Annotated in this window: 16 protein-coding genes; 9 read left to right on the top strand and 7 right to left on the bottom strand. The window is 54.9% G+C overall.

Annotation, left to right across the window (positions count from 1 at the left end; genetic code table 11):
• The first annotated feature begins 56 nt into the window (after positions 1-56).
• The 3 genes from BUA44_RS05895 to BUA44_RS05885 all read left to right on the top strand — a co-directional run bounded on the left by BUA44_RS05895 (position 57) and on the right by BUA44_RS05885 (position 5,119).
• Entirely contained in the window at positions 57-2,948 is a 2,892-nt protein-coding gene (locus tag BUA44_RS05895; RefSeq protein ID WP_072809708.1) for a DUF349 domain-containing protein, read from the top strand.
• An 88-nt stretch (positions 2,949-3,036) separates the two neighbouring features.
• Entirely contained in the window at positions 3,037-4,011 is a 975-nt protein-coding gene (locus BUA44_RS05890; protein ID WP_072809705.1) for an L-threonylcarbamoyladenylate synthase, read from the top strand.
• A 115-nt stretch (positions 4,012-4,126) separates the two neighbouring features.
• Positions 4,127-5,119 (top strand): PD-(D/E)XK nuclease family transposase, encoded by a 993-nt coding sequence (locus BUA44_RS05885; protein ID WP_072809702.1) that lies wholly within the window; start codon positions 4,127-4,129, stop codon positions 5,117-5,119.
• Between the two features lie 33 nt (positions 5,120-5,152).
• Here BUA44_RS05885 and BUA44_RS05880 read toward each other — a convergent pair whose 3' ends face one another.
• Together BUA44_RS05880 and BUA44_RS05875 are read right to left on the bottom strand one after the other, a co-directional pair.
• The gene (locus BUA44_RS05880) at positions 5,153-5,935 is read right to left on the bottom strand and encodes a M15 family metallopeptidase (RefSeq protein WP_255370473.1); all 783 of its coding nucleotides are present in this window, start codon (positions 5,933-5,935) and stop codon (positions 5,153-5,155) included.
• Positions 5,936-5,940: 5 nt separating this feature from the next.
• On the bottom strand, positions 5,941-8,289 hold the full coding sequence (locus BUA44_RS05875; protein WP_072809700.1) for a peptidase associated/transthyretin-like domain-containing protein: 2,349 nt from the start codon (positions 8,287-8,289) through the stop codon (positions 5,941-5,943).
• A gap of 81 nt (positions 8,290-8,370) precedes the next feature.
• Between BUA44_RS05875 and BUA44_RS05870 the strand changes: the two genes are divergently transcribed.
• The 6 genes from BUA44_RS05870 to nth all read left to right on the top strand — a co-directional run bounded on the left by BUA44_RS05870 (position 8,371) and on the right by nth (position 13,105).
• A complete protein-coding gene (locus BUA44_RS05870; RefSeq protein WP_072809698.1) occupies positions 8,371-9,180 on the top strand; it encodes a nitrilase-related carbon-nitrogen hydrolase in 810 nt (269 codons plus the stop codon).
• 243 nt (positions 9,181-9,423) lie between these two features.
• Positions 9,424-9,564 carry a hypothetical protein gene (locus BUA44_RS15625; protein ID WP_175547209.1) on the top strand — a complete coding sequence of 47 codons (141 nt, stop codon included), beginning with the start codon at positions 9,424-9,426 and terminating at the stop codon, positions 9,562-9,564.
• Between the two features lie 12 nt (positions 9,565-9,576).
• Entirely contained in the window at positions 9,577-9,936 is a 360-nt protein-coding gene (locus tag BUA44_RS05865) for a hypothetical protein (RefSeq protein WP_072809696.1), read from the top strand.
• A gap of 358 nt (positions 9,937-10,294) precedes the next feature.
• Positions 10,295-11,587, top strand: coding sequence for a phosphotransferase (locus BUA44_RS05860; protein ID WP_072809694.1), 1,293 nt, complete (start codon positions 10,295-10,297; stop codon positions 11,585-11,587).
• Positions 11,588-11,625: 38 nt separating this feature from the next.
• A complete protein-coding gene (cysE, locus tag BUA44_RS05855; protein ID WP_072809692.1) occupies positions 11,626-12,414 on the top strand; it encodes a serine O-acetyltransferase in 789 nt (262 codons plus the stop codon).
• Between the two features lie 67 nt (positions 12,415-12,481).
• Positions 12,482-13,105, top strand: a complete 624-nt coding sequence (nth, locus tag BUA44_RS05850) for an endonuclease III (RefSeq protein WP_072809689.1) — start codon at positions 12,482-12,484, stop codon at positions 13,103-13,105.
• Between the two features lie 66 nt (positions 13,106-13,171).
• Here nth and BUA44_RS05845 read toward each other — a convergent pair whose 3' ends face one another.
• The 5 genes from BUA44_RS05845 to BUA44_RS05825 all read right to left on the bottom strand — a co-directional run.
• The gene (locus BUA44_RS05845; protein ID WP_072809687.1) at positions 13,172-14,110 is read right to left on the bottom strand and encodes a UDP-glucuronic acid decarboxylase family protein; all 939 of its coding nucleotides are present in this window, start codon (positions 14,108-14,110) and stop codon (positions 13,172-13,174) included.
• 48 nt (positions 14,111-14,158) lie between these two features.
• A complete protein-coding gene (locus BUA44_RS05840) occupies positions 14,159-15,004 on the bottom strand; it encodes a type III pantothenate kinase (protein WP_072809685.1) in 846 nt (281 codons plus the stop codon).
• Positions 15,005-15,018: 14 nt separating this feature from the next.
• The gene (nadC, locus tag BUA44_RS05835) at positions 15,019-15,882 is read right to left on the bottom strand and encodes a carboxylating nicotinate-nucleotide diphosphorylase (RefSeq protein WP_072809683.1); all 864 of its coding nucleotides are present in this window, start codon (positions 15,880-15,882) and stop codon (positions 15,019-15,021) included.
• Between the two features lie 128 nt (positions 15,883-16,010).
• Positions 16,011-17,462, bottom strand: a complete 1,452-nt coding sequence (locus BUA44_RS05830) for a sugar transferase (RefSeq protein ID WP_072809680.1) — start codon at positions 17,460-17,462, stop codon at positions 16,011-16,013.
• Positions 17,463-17,503: 41 nt separating this feature from the next.
• A partial coding sequence (locus BUA44_RS05825; protein ID WP_143151882.1) for an ACT domain-containing protein occupies positions 17,504-18,004 on the bottom strand: 501 nt, incomplete at its 5' end.

The following is an 18,004-nucleotide window of genomic DNA, read 5'->3' as shown; positions in this document are numbered from 1 at the left end:
ATTTAGATTATGATACACGGACCTTATCAAGGCCCGCCAACTTACTGGAGATTCCTATGAGCTTATTGGATGCATTGAGACCGAAATGGCAGAATTCCAACCCTGAAAAGCGACTCGAAGCTGTCGAAGACATGGACGTTCGCGAACAGAGCACCTTGGAACGCATTGCCCTTTCGGATGAAGATAGTAGCGTTAGAACCGCAGCCGTTAAAAAACTTACCCTGATTCCGTCCCTTTCGGCAATTTCGAAGAAGGACAGCGAGGCAGGTGTACGTCGCTTGGCTGAATCGCGTTATTTTGAAGAAGTCACCAAGATGCTCAAGGACTATCGTGAACCGGCAAACGAGGAAGTACTCAAGTACGTAGACGACATCAAGGACACCCGCTATGCCGAAGAACTTGCAAAATCCATGCCCAACTCCGAGCTCCGCCTGGAACTCATCAAGAAGACGGGCAAGGTCAACGTGCTCACGTACGCCGCCAATAAGGATGCCAAGGAAGAAATCGCAAAGACCGCAGTGGACCGCATTGAATCGGAATCCTCGCTCACGGATATTTCGAAGAGCTCGAAGCACTCCTCTGTAAGGAAAATCGCCATCGAAAAGATCCGCGCCAAGAAGGAAGTCGAAGACGGCGGCAAGAGGGCCGAAGCCCTGCTCAACGGCAAGAGGAACGCGCTTATCCAGCAGGCGCACTCGCTCGCCGGCAAAAAGAACCCGCAAGAGGTCAAGGACCAGTTCGAAGCCCTGATGAACGAGGCGAAAACCCTCGGCATGGGCGACAAGCAGGCAACCCTTGACGAAATCTACGCAAGCTACAAGAAGTTCCTCGCCGAAGCCGATGCCGAACGCGCTGCCGCCGAAAAGGCGAATGCCGAGAAGGAGGAGAGCAAACAGCAGCTTTCTGCCCTCCTTGAAGAATTCGAGGGCATCATCGCCTCTGACAATGCAAGCGAAAAGGCAGACCGCATCGCCGAAATCGTTGCCGAATGGAACGAGAAGAAGTCCATCATGGATGCAGAATCGGTAAAGCGCTTCAATCTCGCCCTCCTCAAGAGCCAGGAACTCAAGAAGGCCGACACCGCAGTTACCGAAACGGAAGTTGACACCGCCGACGAGGACAAGGCCCGCAAGCAGTTGCTTGACATGCTGCAGGCCATCGCCGATTCCGAAGTTTCGGAAACGACCCTGAAGCACGTGCACTCCATCGTGCGCGAATGGGAAAAGCTCCCGCTCCTCGAAGGTTCCGACCTGAACCTCCAGAGTTACAACGCCCTGCGCAACAAGCTCAAGGAAAAGATTGCGGCCTTCGAAGAGACCGCCCAGAAGCGCTACGAAGAAAACGCCGAAAAGCTCCGCAAGCTTATCGAGCGCGTAAAGGGCTTCGACGAGAACGAAGACTTCAAGAACCTGAGCCAGAAGCTCCGCGACACGTTCGCCGAATGGAAGAACATCGTGGGCGAACAGAAGTTCAAGTACCACGACCTGTGGCTCGAGTACAAGAGCGCTACCGAGCGCTTCCAGGAAATGCGCCAGTGGGAATCCTGGCACAACGAGAAGGACCGTGCAGGCATCCTCGAAGAGATGGAAATGCTCGCCAAGGAACCCGGTAGCCAGGACGTGCTCAACAAGCTGCGCGAATTCAGCAACAAGTGGAAGAACATCGGCCCCGTCTCCCCTGCGAAGTTCGCGGAATTCCGCGACAAGTTCCAGGCCCTGTTTACCCAGATTCGCGACAACTGCTCGCAGTTTATCGAAGAACGTGAAGTCGAACGCCAGAAGAACCTCGAAAGCAAGCAGGAACTCTGCAAGAAGATCGAGGACCTGGTCGCCGACACCACAATCTTCTGGAAGGACAAGTACAAGGCCATGCAGGAAATCCAGGAAAACTGGAAGAACATCGGCATGGTGCCCAAGGAAAGCCTGAACGCGCTTATCGAAAGGTTCAAGGCCGCATCGAACGCATTCTTTGCCCAGTACAAGGAAAGCATCAAGCAAGAAGACCAGAACCGCGAGACGAACCTCGAGAAGAAGTTGAAACTTATCGAGGAAGCCGAGGCTCTCAAGGAATCTACCGACTGGAACGCGACCTCCAACAAGCTCAAGCAGTTGCAGGATGCCTGGAAGGCCACCGGTCCCGTGCCCAAGAGCAAGTCCGAGGAAATCTGGACCCGCTTCCGCAGTGCGTGCGACGCATTCTTCGACAAGAAGCGCAGCCACTTCGAGGAGATGGACAACGAGAAGCAGGCCAATCTAGCGAAGAAGGTCGCCCTTTGCGACAAGCTCGACGCGATGGATACAAACAACGTAACTGCAGAAACGACCGAAGCCATCAAGGCCATCCGCGAGGAATGGAAGGCCATCGGCATGGTGCCGAAGGAATCCGTCGAGGCTATCAACGAGCGGTACAATTCCAAGATGAACCTGTTCATTACCGCCATGGCAGCAAGCGACGAAGGCCTCAAGAAGCAACTCGACAAAATCAAGGCCCGCAAGCTAGAACTGATTGGCAAGGTGAAGCAGTTCGCCGAAAGCGCCGGTTCCAACCAACTCGCCGACGCAGTCCGCGACATTCAAAAGGAATGGCGCGAGCTCGGATCTTGCGGCGTCGAGGATTCCGAAATCCACAAGGAATTCCGTAGCGCCTGCGACGACTTCTTTACCCGCCGCCGCGACCAGCTTGACATCCAGGAACAGGCCCGCGAGAACAACCTCCAGAAGAAGCAGCTCCTGTGCGAACAGGCCGAAGACCTGCTCACCGACCTGAGCGAGGCCACCGTCGCCGCCGCGATGAACAAGGTGAAGCACCTGCGCAGGCTGTGGAAGGAAGTCGGTGCGGTTCCCCGCGAACAGTCCGACAAGATCTGGAAGCGCTTTAACGGAGCATGCGACAAGGTGTTTGCCTTCGGCCGCAAGGACGAACCTGCAGCACCGAGCAACCCGGCATAAAGCACTAGGGCTCGCGCCCGGCAAACATCACAACAATATTTAATGGATGGTAAAAACTTACCATCCATTTTCTATTTTTGGGAATGCAATGAAATTCCCTCCTTGGACAAGCGTTTCGGAAGCAGCCGACCTGCTAAAGGCCGGCGAGGTCGTCGCCATCCCGACAGAGACCGTCTATGGGCTTGCGGGGAACGCATACAACCCCGAAGCGCTTGCGAAGATTTTTGCCGCCAAGGAGCGCCCGACGTTTGACCCGCTTATCGTGCATATTGCCGACATCGCGGAACTGGAGAACGTCGCCCGCGACATTCCCAAAAGCGCATACCGGCTGGCGGAAGCCTTCTGGCCAGGCCCGATGACCATCATCCTCCCGAAGAAGGACTGCATCCCCGACCTTTGCACGAGCGGGCTGCCCTCGGTGGCGGTAAGGTTCCCGAGCCACCCCGTAGCGCAGGCGATTATCAAGAAATCGGGACTCCCGCTTGCAGCCCCGAGCGCAAACCTGTTCAAGCACGTGAGCCCAACGACCGCAGAGCACGTAGCCGCACAGCTTGCGGACCGCATTGCGGGAATCGTCGATGGCGGGCCGTGCTCCGTAGGGGTCGAAAGCGCCATCATCTCGCTTGCCGGAGATGTGCCGACAGTGCTCCGCCCGGGGGCGATTACGCCCGAGATGTTCAAGGCGGTGCTCGGCGAAGTCGCCGTCAAGGAATCCACAAGCAAGCCCGGGCAGGCGATGCAGGCGCCGGGACAGTGCGATACGCATTACCGCCCGCAGGTGCCGCTCTATTTCGGAGAAGTGCCCGCAGGTTACAAACTGCCGGAGCATACTGCGCGCATCGCGTTCGGGAACCAGGCCGGAGCGATTCCTGCCACAGTGAACTTGTCTGCAACGGGTGACATGACCGAGGCGACCGCAAGGCTATACGCCTACATGCACGACCTGGATACGCCCGATTACGATCTGATTCTTGTGGACCCGATACCCAACAAGGGAATCGGCATCGCCCTGAACGACCGCCTCAAGCGCGCCAGCATCAAGACATTGCCCCTTACTGATTAAAATCCATAAATCAGTGATTTAAGCGATTAATCAGCAGGTCGCACTTCCTGAGAATGCCGTTTTTCGTACAAATTCGCCATTTCTTGATTGGCACGCTTCTTGCAATTATAGGGGCATGGAAAAGACTCGCCAACAGAAAATTAGAGAGAAGGAAGCGGAGATCCGCAAGAAAAAATTCTTCGATCCGACATACGACCCTGTATTCAAGAAAATCTTCAAGAACAAGAAGAACCTCATCCACTTCTTGAATGCGGTCTTGCACCTTGAAGGGGATCGCAGGATAAAGTCCGTCGACCACCTCAAGCCGACAGTCAAGTTGCGGAACCAGGCTGGCAACGAGAAATCGGGCAGTTTCGACATACACGCAAGGACAATGTGCGGGAAGTTCATCGACGTAGAGATGCAACGTGCAATTCAAGAGGATTTCCTAGATCGCATCGAGCTATACTCCATGCTGCTTTCTGCCAACGCAAAAATTGCGATGGATGCCGAGGCAACCGTGAAACAGCGGGAAGAACACCCCTACCTCATGCCGACGGTGTATTCCATATGGATCTGTAACTTCAGGGTGCCGTTCTGCAGGCATTTTCGCGAAGAACTGGCGCTTTTCCGCACTGCCGACGTGGGAAAGCCCCACCCCTTGACGGTCTATCCTAAGAAAAAGTATATTATCATAGACTTGACCCGGTATGTCCCACAGGAGGGCGAATCACTGGAAAACCAGTGGATAGAACTATTCAGGAACATGCCGACAGCAAATGCCATGCCGCACGGCGTAGACAAGGTCGTGAGGGCAGTCTACAGGCAGTTACTGGTCAGCAAGGCGAAGGCAAGGTTTATTACGGAGGTCGCGACGGGTATGATTGACAGGGATGAATACAACGCATGCATGAGCTACGCACGCAACAAGGGCCGCGCAGAAGGACTAGAGAAAGGTCTTGCAGAAGGGCGTGCCAAAGGACGCGCGGAAGGACGCGCTGAAGGAGAAAAGCGCGGAGAAGCACGAGCAAACAGGAAATTTGCGACCGAAAAGAAAAAAATTGCCCAGTTTCTCCGGTCAAAAGGCGTTTCCGTCAAGTTGCTAAACGCGGCAATGGCGATAAAGTAACCCGTATTATAGGCGAACCATTCAATAGCCGGTTTACATCGGGAACAGCGGGTAGTGTTCCTTGGTATAGGCCCGCGTGTAGGCGTTAAAGTGCCACCATTCGCTTGAAAGCGAAACCCAGCCGGCACGCTTCATGATGCTGCGCAAGAGCTTGCGGTTATCGACCTGCTGTTGCGTGAGTCGCCCGCTCTTGAGAGCATCTGCCTCGCCCACCTCGCCCGCACAGCGCTCGAACGAATCGAAATCTGTTCCCATGTCGAGCAAAGCGCCCGTGGAATCAGCCAGCGAAAGGTCCAGCGCGAGGCCGTAATTGTGGAGCCCGCCCGTCTTTCCCGACGATACATAATTCGTGTAAGGCGTTCCCACAACCGCCTGCTTGAGCGCGGATTGCGCGTACATCGGGCGCGCCGCATCGAATATCACGAGCGTGTAACCGGGCAGTTCCTTCGCGATAAGTGAAAGTGAACGCTTCAACTTCGGCAAGGCATCGCGGTGCACGAACGCCCGCTGGATTCCGCAGTACATGTCATGCCCCGTTACGTTGTTAAAAGTCCCATAACGCAGGTCCATGCGCAGCCCCTTCATGTTCGTGATTTCTACCAGGTTCGTATCCTTGCTCGCGTATTCCACCCACTGCTTGGCGGCGGTACAGAACCGCAGCGGCTTTTCCGGCTTCTTGGGTTCAAAGGGTATGTCTGTCTCGTGGGCAAAGCAAAAGGCAGCCCCCCATAAAACCGCAATTAAAAGAAACGCAATGGATGTCCTTGCCGAACAAGTTCGGCTGCGACATGACGACACCGAAAAAACACTTTTCATTGCCGCTAAATTCCCAGCTGGACTTCGACGCCAAACTGGAAGTAGAGTCCCATGCCCTTCGCCATGAAGGGTTCCAGCCTGAAGCCGTTCTCCGAGTTCTTGTCGTTATCTTGCGTGACCCACGAGCGTTCACGCGCATTCTCGGAACCGAGGAACTTCAGCGCACTCACATCGAGATTTGCAAAGACGTTGTCCAGTTCCAGGTAGAAACGCGACTTGCGGAAGAAACCCTTCTCGCGAATGATGTCAAGATTCACGCGAATGTCCGTCCTGAACATGTCAGTAAATTCTTCCAAGTCACACAACCTGCGGGTTCCGTTCTCGCGTGTCATCGGGTCTGACGGCGTTATCCGGTAATAGTACAGCGGGCGGTGCAACGCGGCATGATGCGTGAGGATAATCGAGAACAGCGAATCCTTGCGCGGGTAGAACCTGAAGTGCGAAATGATATCCAGCCTGGAGTTCGCTTCCCACGGGAGCGAGCCCTCGTCCAGTTCGTATTCACCGTAGACGGAACTCACGTTCGTCGCCATCGAGAAGTGGTGCGAGGTCTTCCATTCCATACGGGCATTCGCGCCGAGCACCCAGGCATAATCCACCGGCGTAATATCCTTATACTGCGCATAAGCCTTGGGCAGAGGCATCACCGGGTCGAAGTAGTAACGGCCAAAGCCGCTCGCCTGCGCAATCAAGTACTTGGAGTTGTAGCCCATTCCAAACTTTGCAGACGCACCCGTCTCAAGGCGCCCCGTAAGGTCACCGTCATTGTAAAGGTGCTTCCAGTCGCTACGGTACGCGGCATTACCGAACACTCGCCAGTACGTGGTATCCTTTTCGGTCAGGTTCTTCTCGAAATCGACAGACGCCGTCGGGCGTGCATTGTGGTCCATCGCATCAGCTACCGCACCAAGCGAGAATATCGTCTGCGAGTAGTCGCCCTTCCAGTCAAAACGGCTTACCCCCGAAAGTACGCCCGTCTGGTAGTCATCGGGCTGCGACCCGCCAAAATCAATGTAGCTGCGGTCAAGGAGATGATGTTCGTAAAGCAGCGCCCCGCTCACGGCAGAACCGAGCAACTTGGTCTTAAACTGCTTGTCGGCGCCCACGCTGAAGGTCGTATGCGTTTGCTCGTAGGCATCAATAAACGCGGCCATCTCCTTCGTCGAGGCGTTGCTCCTGAAACCCGTAGTATCTTGGATTGTATCGCTCAGGTACTCGCGCACAACACCCGCATGCAGGCTCGTGCCGAACTTGGAGGCGTATTCCGCACCCACGACAAGGTAGGTCTGTTCACCCCTGATAATATCGACCGAATTCACCTCGTCGTACGCGGTCGAGGTATCCTGGCTTATGGAATATTCGTCCATGCTGTACAGGGCACGCAGCGCCCACGTGTTGCCCATGGAATCAGAACCGTTCAACTGCGTGTAGAAATCCATCGCCGTAAGGTCGAACGGGTCCGACGACTTCACGCGGCAATCGCTCGCGCAGTCACCATCGCGCTTCTTGAATTCGGTAAAGAACTTCTCGCCCAGGTTCTTGAGCATGTCGCCATCGAGCCTGCGGAAGGCGAAGCGGAAACTGTCCCAGAACAGGAACGGGGAATCGAACTGGATTTCTTGGAGCGTAAGGCCCGCAGAGCCCTTGAGCCCCCACTCGCCCTTCGTCTGCTCGGGAATGTACTGCACCGAGGTCGCAAGTCCCTGACCAATCGGGCCGCTACCGTAGTGGTCGTGAATTTCGATGCCGCTCAGTATATGCGGGTTCACAACCGAAAGGTTGCCCGGGAAACCGATATCTAGGTGACGCATGTTGGGTATGCGAAGCCGCCCGAGGTGGTACGCCACGTCACCCGCGCGGGAACCCTCGTAATAGAGAGCGCTGCTGAAATCCTTCTGGCCCGAAATACCGGGCATCTGGCTCAGGTGTTCCGTAATATCAAAACGCATGCCGGCAGCATCTTCGAGCTTGTCGAGCGACACCTTGCGTTCCGGTTCCCACTTCACAGGTTCACCGCCACCGACAATCGTGCTCGAGCCCAAGTCGCGCAAGTCGCTCGAAAGCGTCACGACCATATCGAGCAAATCTGCATAATCCTGCAGGTCCACGTACACACTGTCGTAGCCCTCTTTCTGGAACACGAGGGAAGCGTTCTTGGAATCTACGGTAAACTCGAAACGGCCATCCGAAGAAGTCTTTGCAAGTTTCTTGCCCGAACGGTAGGTAATCTGCACGCCATCAAGCGGGAGGTCGGAACCCATCTCGAGCACCACACCCACGACAGGCGTAGGCGTCGCCGCAAAAAGGGATGTCACCAGGAACAGTGCAATAAGAAGCAGGGAGCGAAATCTCATGTGTACTAAATTAGAATTTTATAGGGTGGTCCGACCACCGGAAACACGCTGCAGTTCGGGAAAATTTATATTTCTCGCGGTATGCTTGAGATTTTTCTAGTGCAAATGGAAGTCGCGCCGAACGACAAGGCGAAAAACTTCGCCAAGGTCGAGGCGCTCACGCAAGGGATCCGCAAGGAGGCCGGCTCTTTGGAAGGCAAAGCCAATGCGGGACTCATCGTGCTGCCCGAGATGTTCGCCACAGGCTACCTTCCGCTGCACCCGGAAAGCGCCGCCGAGGATTTTTCAAGCGATAGCGCAGGCGAAACCGCGCAGTTTTTGTACAAACTAGCAAACCGCACGGGATGCGCAGTCATGGGTGCGGGAATTTCTGGTAAGGATGCTTGCGATATTAGGACGGCGCCGCTCACGAATCACGCGAGCGTGTATATGCCGGGCAATGCCACGGAATACGCACACTACGACAAGCGCAAGCCCTTCTTTATGGAACAGGGAAAGTTCCGCGCAGGCGACAATATTAATTTATTCAAAATCAACGAATGGACCATCGCGCCGACAATATGCTTCGACCTGCGCTTCCCGGAACTCTACCGCGATGCCGTAAAGGCGGGAGCGAACCTCTTCACGGTGCAAGCCGCCTGGCCCGAAGCAAGAATCAATCACTGGAACACTTTGCTCAAAGCTCGCGCCATCGAAAACCAGGCGTATGTCGCCGCAGTGAACTGCGTTTCGCCAGATGGAAAGTACACAGGAAATTCACAAATTATCAACCCGCAAGGTGAAGTTATCGCGCAGGCGGAATCGGGTAAAGAATGTGTAATTTCGGCGTCGCTCGACATGGAATCCCTGCTAAAATATCGCAAGGTTTTTCCAGTGCTCAAAGAGATTTAGACGACACCGAAACAAATCGGCGTGACAAAAATCACGAAAGTTTGAATACGGCTAAATTCCGCAAAAAACAGCATTTTTTTTGTAACTCATTATCGCACAATTAATTACAAAAACGCTACAAAAAAGTGTAATGTGAGCAAACTTACACTCGCAAAAAACCTGCTCAAAACACTCTTCTTTTTTTGAAAAAATAAACTATTTTCTGACTAGAAAATAAGTTCCACAATCTATTTCGAGGTTCCTATGACTTCTCCCGACATGAACAAGTTGAATTATGCTAGGGCCCTCATCCGTGCAGGACTCGCGCGGGATTTGATTCTCAAAATCACATCCATTTCTGGCTACCAGTATTCCCAGATCCAGCGTGAAGTTCTCGCCGCATAACGCCTGCGCCGAATGCAACTCGTTCTGACTATTCCTGCGCAGCCCGCCACTCAGATGAAAGAGAGGCAGGCTGCGCTTCTTGCATGTTATAAGGACGGCTCGCTCCTGCTAGACGCCCGCGATTTCGAGAAGCCCGCACGCTTCTACCTTGCCCCTGCCGACGTTTTCCCGTGGGACGAATTCGTCGGGAAACTGCTTTGCGCATGGCAACTGTGCGATTACAGCGATGTGCCCCCGCAGTTCAAGCCGCTCAAGCGGATTCCGCAGTACGTTATTGACGGGTTGCCCGCAGAAACGACCGCAAACAAACTAAAGATTCTTGCTACCCTCCGTTCGCAGGGGTACTTTAGCGCACTGACCGCACGAAAGTAGGCTGGCGGGCATAAAAATCGCAAAAAAATGCATTTATACGCCCCTGTTGGCTGAAGAAAAAAGCGCGGGGCATATAAAAGGAACAAACACGCGCCTTTTATACGCCCCTTTTTGCGATTTTACATACAAACTAATTCGTTTTTAACACAGGATGCGATTTTGGGGCATATAAAAACAAGGATTATCCCCTTCTTATATGCCCCCGAATGCAAAAACAATCCAGATGAAGCCTCTTTGCTCTTAAATAGCAACTGAAGGGGCGTATAAAACAAAAGATTCAAACGCATTTATATGCCCCGCGGTAAAATTCGGGGCATCTTTCAGGCAAGTTTTCACGCTTATTGCTATAATTTTGCACATGGATAGCATGCAAGATATCGCAAGCAAGCGCTGGTTCATGGGAAAGGGACGCAAGATCGATTCCATCGAGACCGTGGACCGCGTCGCCATCGGGGAAACGTTTCTTTCCATCGTCCGCGTGAACTTTGCCGCAAGCGAAAACTGCGAGCCCGACCTCTACGCCATCATTGAAGACGAGACCCGCACTGCCGACTTTTTCTATGACGTGTTCTCGTGCGAGAAGGCAAGATACAGAGGAACGTCCGGCGAGTTTATGTTCATGCAGACAGAGAATTTCCCCGTAGATGTTTCCCTGCACGAACTTTTCGATATAGCCCCGCTCGATGCCGAGCAGAGCAATTCCGCATTCGCTTCCGAACACTTTTTCTTCAAGCTGTACCGCAGGCTTTTACCGGGAATACATCCCGAGGTCGAAATTATGGAGCAACTCGACCGCAAACGCTCCGGCGTGAGCCCGCAGCTCTACGGCACATGCTACTACGCAGATGCCACGGGAAAACACTACACCCTCGGGATTCTCGAGGAACGTGCAACCGGCATGCAGGATGCGTGGGCGTATTTCAACAGCGTGATGGACGCGCTGTGCGCCGAGGCTCTCGGGACAGCGACCGCGAAGATGCACCGCGCCCTCAGGGGACTCCCGGGCACGCCCGCGCAGAATCCAGAAATTCCATTTGACAAGCTGGAACATCTTTTGAACAGCGCGGGCGCGACAGATGCGGTGAGCGCGGATATTTCCGCAGGCAATGAAATGCGCGAACTCGCCGAAAAGGTAAAAGCGACTTTGCCGAAACTCAAGCGCATGGCGAAAGATGCGTTCGGAGCGCCAACCGGCAGCGAGTTGTTCACACCGCAGCGCATCCACGGGGATTACCACCTGGGCCAGGTGCTGGTTGCCGCCGCAACGACCGCGCAGTCTTTAGCCAAGCAGGCATCAAGCGCACCGACCTTCAAGATTCTCGATTTTGAAGGCGAACCTACCCGCAGTCTCGAATACCGCAGGGCACTGCACTCCCCGCTTGTCGATGTCGCCGGAATGCTCCGCAGTTTCCAGTATGCGGGAGCTACATCCGGGTTCGACTGCACCGCATGCAAACACGCGTTTCTTGAAGGCTACGCGCAAGCCGCCCGCATAGATGCCGGCGCCGCACATGTCGACCTCGAAACCCTCGAGCGTGCTGCCACCCCGTATATCCTCGCCAAGACCGTTTACGAGGCCTGCTACGAACTCGAGTTCAGGCCCGGATGGTTCCACATCCCGGCCCGCGCACTCCTGAAACTCGCCGACTAGCCCGCCTGCCCCCGCAAATTTCTATATTTGCTTTCGCTATGACAGTCGAAGAAATGGAAAAGCGCCTCCGCGACGAGGCCTCGGAACTAGCCGCCAACGAACCGCTCTCGAAGCTCATGCTCGAAGAGCAGGTGTTGAACCGCAAGAACTTTGCCGACATGCTATCCGTAACGCTCGCCTGTCAACTCGCGGGCGAAGTCATCGACCGTGCGGAACTCGAGAAGATGTTCAACGCGCTGTACATCAAGTACCCCGAACTGCTCGTTTCCGCCTGCAAGGACCTGAACGCAACCGTACTCCGCGACCCCGCCTGCACCAGCTACCTCGAACCGCTCCTGCTGTTCAAGGGGTTCCAGGGCCTGCAGGCCTACCGCGTGGCACACGCCCTCTGGACAGAGAACCGCCCGTTCCCCGCCAAGATGCTCCAGAATATCGTGAGCCGCAAGTTCGGCATGGACATCCACCCGGCGGCAAAAATCGGGCACGGCCTCCTGATTGACCACGCGACAAACATCGTCATCGGCGAAACAGCAATTGTCGGGAACAACGTGAGTTTCTTGCACGGTGTGACGCTTGGCGGTACCGGCAACGAGACCGGCGACCGTCACCCGAAAATCGGGAACGGCGTGATGCTCGGTGCACACGCCCAGCTGCTCGGCAACATCCACATCGGCGACTGCGCGAAGATTGGCGCGGGCGCGGTGGTGCTCTGCGACGTTCCCCCGCACACGACATACGCAGGCGTCCCCGCCGTCGAAGTCGGCCACCCGACCGACGACATGCCCAGCTTCAACATGCAACAAGACTTCACGCGCGACTGCGACTAAACTAGACGAAAGTACGCTGCGTCGCAATGCGGCTCGCTACAGACGAAAGACGAAAGGAGGCGCAGACATGAAAAAAACGGACAAGATCAAGTTCATCGGCGAAAAGCTGGACGAGCTCTTCCCAAACCCGCCGATTCCGCTCGACTACTCAAACGCCTACACGATGCTTGTCGCGGTCGTATTGAGTGCGCAATGCACCGACATCCGCGTGAACCAGGTAACGAAGGTGTTGTTCAAGAAAGCGAAAACGCCCGCCGCCATGGTCAAGCTCGGCATCGACGCGATTGCAGAAATCATCAAGCCGTGCGGATTCTTCAACACGAAAAGCAAGAACATTTACAATCTGTCGAAAACGCTCGTCGAGAAATACGGCGGCGAAGTCCCCCGCACATTCGAAGAACTCGAATCACTCCCCGGCGTAGGCCACAAGACGGCAAGCGTCGTGATGAGCCACATCTTCAAGATTCCCGCCTTCCCCGTCGATACACACATCCACCGCCTAGCCAAGCGCTGGGGACTATCGGACGGCAGTAGCGTGGAACAGACCGAGGCCGACCTCAAGAAGATTTTCCCGAAGGAAGAATGGGAAAAGCGCCACCTGCAGATTATCTACTTCGGGCGCACGTACTGCAAGGCAATGGGTCACAAGCCCGAAAACTGCCCTATCTGCAAAGTAGTAGGCAGCAAATAATTCTATTGAAAGAAACAAAGATGCCCGGTCAAGCCGGGCATGACAAGTCCTAGTATCAGCAAACTGCTAGCGTTCGCCCTTGAGCAGTTCCTCGAAGTAGACAATCGTCTTCTCGAGACCCTGGCGCAGCGGGATTGTCGGTTCCCAACCGAGAGCAGACTTGGCAAGGTCGATATTCGGACGACGCATCTTCGGGTCGTCACCCGGGAGAGGCTTGTACACAATCTTGCTCTTGGAGCCGGTAAGGTCAAGCACTTCCTTCGCAAGTTCAAGCATTGTAAATTCGCCAGGGTTCCCGATGTTCACGGGTCCAATAATCTTGTCCTGGTTCATCATGCGCACAAAACCTTCGATGAGGTCATCCACATAGCAGAAACTGCGGGTCTGGCTGCCGTCGCCGTAAATCGTGAGATCTTCGCCCTTGAGCGCCTGCACAATAAAGTTTGACACCACGCGACCATCGTTCATAAGCATGCGCGGGCCATATGTATTGAAAATACGCACGATGCGGATGTCCACGTTATTTTGTCTGTGGTAATCCATGAACAAGGTTTCGGCGACGCGCTTGCCTTCGTCATAGCAGCTGCGGATACCGATGGGGTTCACGTTGCCCCAGTAGTCTTCGGTCTGCGGGTGTACCGCCGGGTCGCCGTAGACTTCGCTAGTGCTCGCCTGCAAAATACGCGCCTTCACGCGCTTCGCCATGCCGAGCATATTGATAGCGCCCATCACGCTCGTCTTGATGGTCTTTACCGGGTTGAACTGGTAATGAATGGGGCTCGCGGGGCACGCGAGATTAAAGATGCGGTCCACTTCCAGCAAAATCGGTTCCGTCACGTCGTGGCGAATGAGCTCGAAGTTCCGGTTATCGCGCAGGTGAGCGACGTTCACCATACGGCCCGTAAAGTAGTTGTCAAGGCAAATCACCTCATGACCGTCGTTCAGCAGACGTTCACACAAGTGACTACCCAGGAATCCTGCACCACCGGTAACTAAGCAACGCATTGATGCCTCCTAGACGAAAGACGAAAGACGAAAGACGAAAGATTGATTTTATTCATCAGAATCCTTCTCCAGTTCTGCGGCAGAATTGCCATGGAGCGCCACCAGGCGCACACCGTTCAGGGTCAGGTACGGGTCGTAGGTATCGATAACCTTGCTGTGCCCCATCACCATGCGGCCCCAGCCACCCGTCGCAAACACGGGTACCTTCTTCTTGCCCATTTCGTCCTTGATCTTTGCCACCAAGGTTTCAAGTTCCGCCATAAAGCCATACAGGAGGCCCGCGCGGATGGCATCGTCGGTATTGTTTGCAATCACGTGTTCCGGCCATTCAATGCTTACCGGCAACAGGCGCGCCGCCTTCTCGGTCAAGACATCGAGGCTTGCGCTAATGCCCGGAATAATTATACCGCCAGCGAAGCCGCCGTCCTTCATCACGTCAAATGTCGTTGCCGTGCCCATATCCACCACGATGGCATCCTTGTAGCCACGGTCACGGAGTGCGATAATGTTGCACAAGCGGTCGGCACCGAGCGACGCCGGGTTCGGGTAGGCAATCGGGCAACCGAGGCAGTTCTTGGAACTTACCACCTGCACCGGGCGCTTGAGGAGCGTCTGCAAGGCCTTGATCCAGGGGCGTTCATGCGCGGGCACCACCGTCGACAGGCCCACGTGCGTAATTTCTGCCGGCTTGATTTTCGAAAAGCGCACAAGTCCGCCAATGCGGTTCATCACTTCGTCGCTCGTCGTTTCCTTGCGGGTAGTAAGCCTCCAGTGGTCCACCACCTTGTCGCCCTTGAAAATACCCAAAACCGTGTGGGAGTTGCCCACATCCACGACGAAGCTAAAAGTTTCGCGATTCGACTTCCGTGCAGGTTTATCCAAACTCTTTTTCATGTGCAAATCAAAAACTAAATGCGCATCGAGATGTCGAGAGCCTTCACGCTATGCGTGAGCGCACCGACAGAGATGTAATCGAGGCCGAGCGTCGCGATTTCCTTCGCGCGTTCGAGCGTCATGTTGCCCGAGCCTTCCACCAGGCACTTGTCACCGCTTTCCTTGATAATCTTGAGGGCCTCGGCCATCATCTCGTTGCTCATGTTGTCAAGCATGATGACGTCTACGCCCTTGTTCAAAAGAGCGCGCAGCTGGTCGAAGTTTTCCACTTCCATCTCGACCATCAGGCCCTGCGTGTTGTTCTTCTTCACGACTTCAAGCGCCTGGAGCACGCCACCTGCAGCAGCGATGTGGTTGTCCTTCACGAGCACCATGTCAAAGAGGCCCATGCGGTGGTTGGAACCGCCACCCACGCGAACGGCGTACTTCTGCAACGTGCGGAAACCGGGAACCGTCTTGCGGGTATCGAGCACCTTGGTTTTCCCGCCCTTCAGGGCTTCCTGAAAGGTATGCGCGACCGTCGCCACGCCGGAAAGCTGCTGGATAAAGTTCAGGAGCGTACGCTCGCCCGTCAAGAGTTCGTGCGTCGTGCCGTCCATTTCGGCAATCAGGTCGCCTTTCTTCACCACGTCGCCATCTTTCTTGTGGAGCGTCACCTTCACGTTTGCCTTGAGTTCCTGGAACACGAGTTCAATCACCGGGAGGCCCGCAAGCACGCCATCTTCTTTTGCAATCAGGCGGGCATGCTGCTTCTGGTCGGCAGGGATGGTCCATTCGCTGGTCACGTCGCCCGTGCGCACGTCTTCGGCAAGCGCGAGGCGAATCATCGTGAGAGCATCTTCGGTAGGAAATTTGGGAGTCGAGTTATCGCCGTACATAGTTAATTAGGAATTAGGAATTCGGAGTTAAGGTTAATTAAAAGATCGGTCAAGGTTAATTTAGAATTCGAAGTTCGAAATGAGAAAGTATAAATTAATTCCTAATTCATAAATCCGAATTCCGAATTTTACTGCGCTCCTTTACCGGTCAACACAACGTAGACCGTCCGCACGAGAATCTGGAAATCCAAGAGCAAGCTCATGTTCTCGTAGTAATACATGTCGTACTGTAGTTTAATCTGCACGTCCTCGATGCTCGTATCGTAATGGTGACGCACCTGCGCCCAGCCCGTAAGGCCCGGCTTCATCTTGAGGCGGCTGATGTAGAACGGAATCTGTTCGCGAAGCTTGCTGATAAACACGGCACGTTCAGGGCGCGGGCCTACCATGCTCATGTCGCCCTTCAATACACAAAGAATCTGCGGGAGCTCGTCAATACGGGTCTTGCGCAGGAACTTACCCACCTTCGTAATGCGCGGGTCATCCTTCGTTGCCCACTGCGCGCCGAACTTTTCGGCATCGGTACGCATGGTGCGGAACTTGTAGACCGTAAAGGGCTTGCCATACAGGCCGATGCGTTCCTGCGAATAAAAAACCGGTCCGTGGTCTTCCAACTTGATGGCAATAGCCGCTAGCAGGCAAACCGGCAGGGAGCAAAAACCAAGAAACGCGCCAAACAGCACGTCGATAATGCGTTTCACCCGCACCTGCCAGGGCGGCATGGTAAACGCGAAAAGTTCCTGCAGTTCAAACCCATAGACGAGGTTACCCTTGAACTGCCCGTTCACCACCGGGTAGAGCTCCGGCACAATATAGATATGCAGGGGAAGTTCACAAATCCACACAAGCACGCGCATGATCTCTTGCGGGGAGGAACTTTCGTGCGCAATCACGATACCCGTAACCTTGTACTTCTTTACGAGGGCGGCAAGGTCGGAATACTTGCCCAAGACCGGGAAGCCTGCAAAGTCGTGCGATATGACCTGGTAGCGTTCATCCACAAAGCCCACCACCCGCTGGCCACGCGCCGGAGTGTTCTTGAGGTCTTCGGCCACCTTGCGGCCCGCCTCGGTCGCGCCGAGCACCAGGATGTTGTTCGCGCCATAACCCAAGCGGAGCAAGCCACGCAGGCAGAAGTAAATGAACATGCGGAAACCGGCCACAAGCACCATCGCAAGCCCGCCGTAGATAAATATCCACGGGAATCGGGAGCCATACAGGTAGCCTTCGTTCAGAGGCTGGTTCGTGAAAACCTTCCCCAGGAACTCCGTACCGAAAAGCCCGATGATGATAAGCACCACACCGATGACTACGGCACGAAGTACACGCAGAATCTGGTGAGTTCTCGAAAGGAGCAACCATGAACGGTACAGGCCCGCGCAGGTAAACAGCACGAGCCAACCGATATTGAGGGCAAGCCCCATGGTCCAGTACTGGTCGAATGTCTTAGTCGGGTCGAACTTGTCGACAATCCAACCACTATGGAACTGCACCCAGAACGCGCCAAGGAAGCAAATCGACACAGCGACAAAATCCGAAAGGACTAGGAGGATGCGCTCCAATGTAGTTGCACGGAACATACGCCAATAAACTACAAAATTCAGGTTTCAGAAACCACGCCTTAGGCGAGGAAGCGGATAACCTGGCTCTTTTCGACGATTTCGGGCAGGGCGTCGATGGCGTCCACCGCCTTCGAGGCCTTGCAGTCCTGCGTCTTTTCGGTGATGACCACGATAGAGACCTTGCCCGGGTCCTTCACATTCTTCTGGATAATCGTCTCGATGGAGATGTTATTTTCGGCCAAGACGCTCGTAATCTTCGCGAGCACGCCGCAGGCGTCACGGGAAGTGAAGCGCAGGTAGTAGCGGGCGCTCGTCTCGGAGATAGGCACGAGAGTTGCCGAATTGTCGACGTTGAACCAGCCCATCGGGAGCGCCTTGCGGGAACCCTGATCCACGGAGCGGGCCAGGGAAACGAGGTCGGCTACGACGGCGGATGCGGTCGGGAGGCGGCCAGCACCGGCACCGGTCTGGACCGTTTCGCCCAGGTTGTCGCACTTGAGGTAAACCGCGTTGATTACGCCGTTCACGTTCGAAAGCAGGTTCTCGTTAGAGACGAAGCA

Source organism: Fibrobacter sp. UWR3, assembly GCF_900143055.1.
Classification (GTDB): Bacteria; Fibrobacterota; Fibrobacteria; order Fibrobacterales; family Fibrobacteraceae; genus Fibrobacter.
Note: the sequence above shows the minus strand (reverse complement) of the source record. Positions and strands in the feature narration are given on the sequence as shown.

What these genes read in the sequence shown, in the direction of transcription:
- BUA44_RS05860 (WP_072809694.1), top strand. Translation starts at nt 10,295, where the DNA reads ATGGATAGCATGCAAGATATCGCAAGCAAGCGCTGGTTCATGGGAAAG.
- BUA44_RS05830 (WP_072809680.1), bottom strand. Translation starts at nt 17,462, where the DNA reads ATGTTCCGTGCAACTACATTGGAGCGCATCCTCCTAGTCCTTTCGGAT.
- BUA44_RS05870 (WP_072809698.1), top strand. Translation starts at nt 8,371, where the DNA reads ATGCTTGAGATTTTTCTAGTGCAAATGGAAGTCGCGCCGAACGACAAG.
- BUA44_RS05840 (WP_072809685.1), bottom strand. Translation starts at nt 15,004, where the DNA reads ATGAAAAAGAGTTTGGATAAACCTGCACGGAAGTCGAATCGCGAAACT.
- BUA44_RS15625 (WP_175547209.1), top strand. Translation starts at nt 9,424, where the DNA reads ATGACTTCTCCCGACATGAACAAGTTGAATTATGCTAGGGCCCTCATC.
- nth (WP_072809689.1), top strand. Translation starts at nt 12,482, where the DNA reads ATGAAAAAAACGGACAAGATCAAGTTCATCGGCGAAAAGCTGGACGAG.
- BUA44_RS05875 (WP_072809700.1), bottom strand. Translation starts at nt 8,289, where the DNA reads ATGAGATTTCGCTCCCTGCTTCTTATTGCACTGTTCCTGGTGACATCC.
- BUA44_RS05845 (WP_072809687.1), bottom strand. Translation starts at nt 14,110, where the DNA reads ATGCGTTGCTTAGTTACCGGTGGTGCAGGATTCCTGGGTAGTCACTTG.
- BUA44_RS05890 (WP_072809705.1), top strand. Translation starts at nt 3,037, where the DNA reads ATGAAATTCCCTCCTTGGACAAGCGTTTCGGAAGCAGCCGACCTGCTA.
- BUA44_RS05885 (WP_072809702.1), top strand. Translation starts at nt 4,127, where the DNA reads ATGGAAAAGACTCGCCAACAGAAAATTAGAGAGAAGGAAGCGGAGATC.
- BUA44_RS05895 (WP_072809708.1), top strand. Translation starts at nt 57, where the DNA reads ATGAGCTTATTGGATGCATTGAGACCGAAATGGCAGAATTCCAACCCT.
- cysE (WP_072809692.1), top strand. Translation starts at nt 11,626, where the DNA reads ATGACAGTCGAAGAAATGGAAAAGCGCCTCCGCGACGAGGCCTCGGAA.
- BUA44_RS05880 (WP_255370473.1), bottom strand. Translation starts at nt 5,935, where the DNA reads ATGAAAAGTGTTTTTTCGGTGTCGTCATGTCGCAGCCGAACTTGTTCG.
- BUA44_RS05865 (WP_072809696.1), top strand. Translation starts at nt 9,577, where the DNA reads ATGCAACTCGTTCTGACTATTCCTGCGCAGCCCGCCACTCAGATGAAA.
- nadC (WP_072809683.1), bottom strand. Translation starts at nt 15,882, where the DNA reads ATGTACGGCGATAACTCGACTCCCAAATTTCCTACCGAAGATGCTCTC.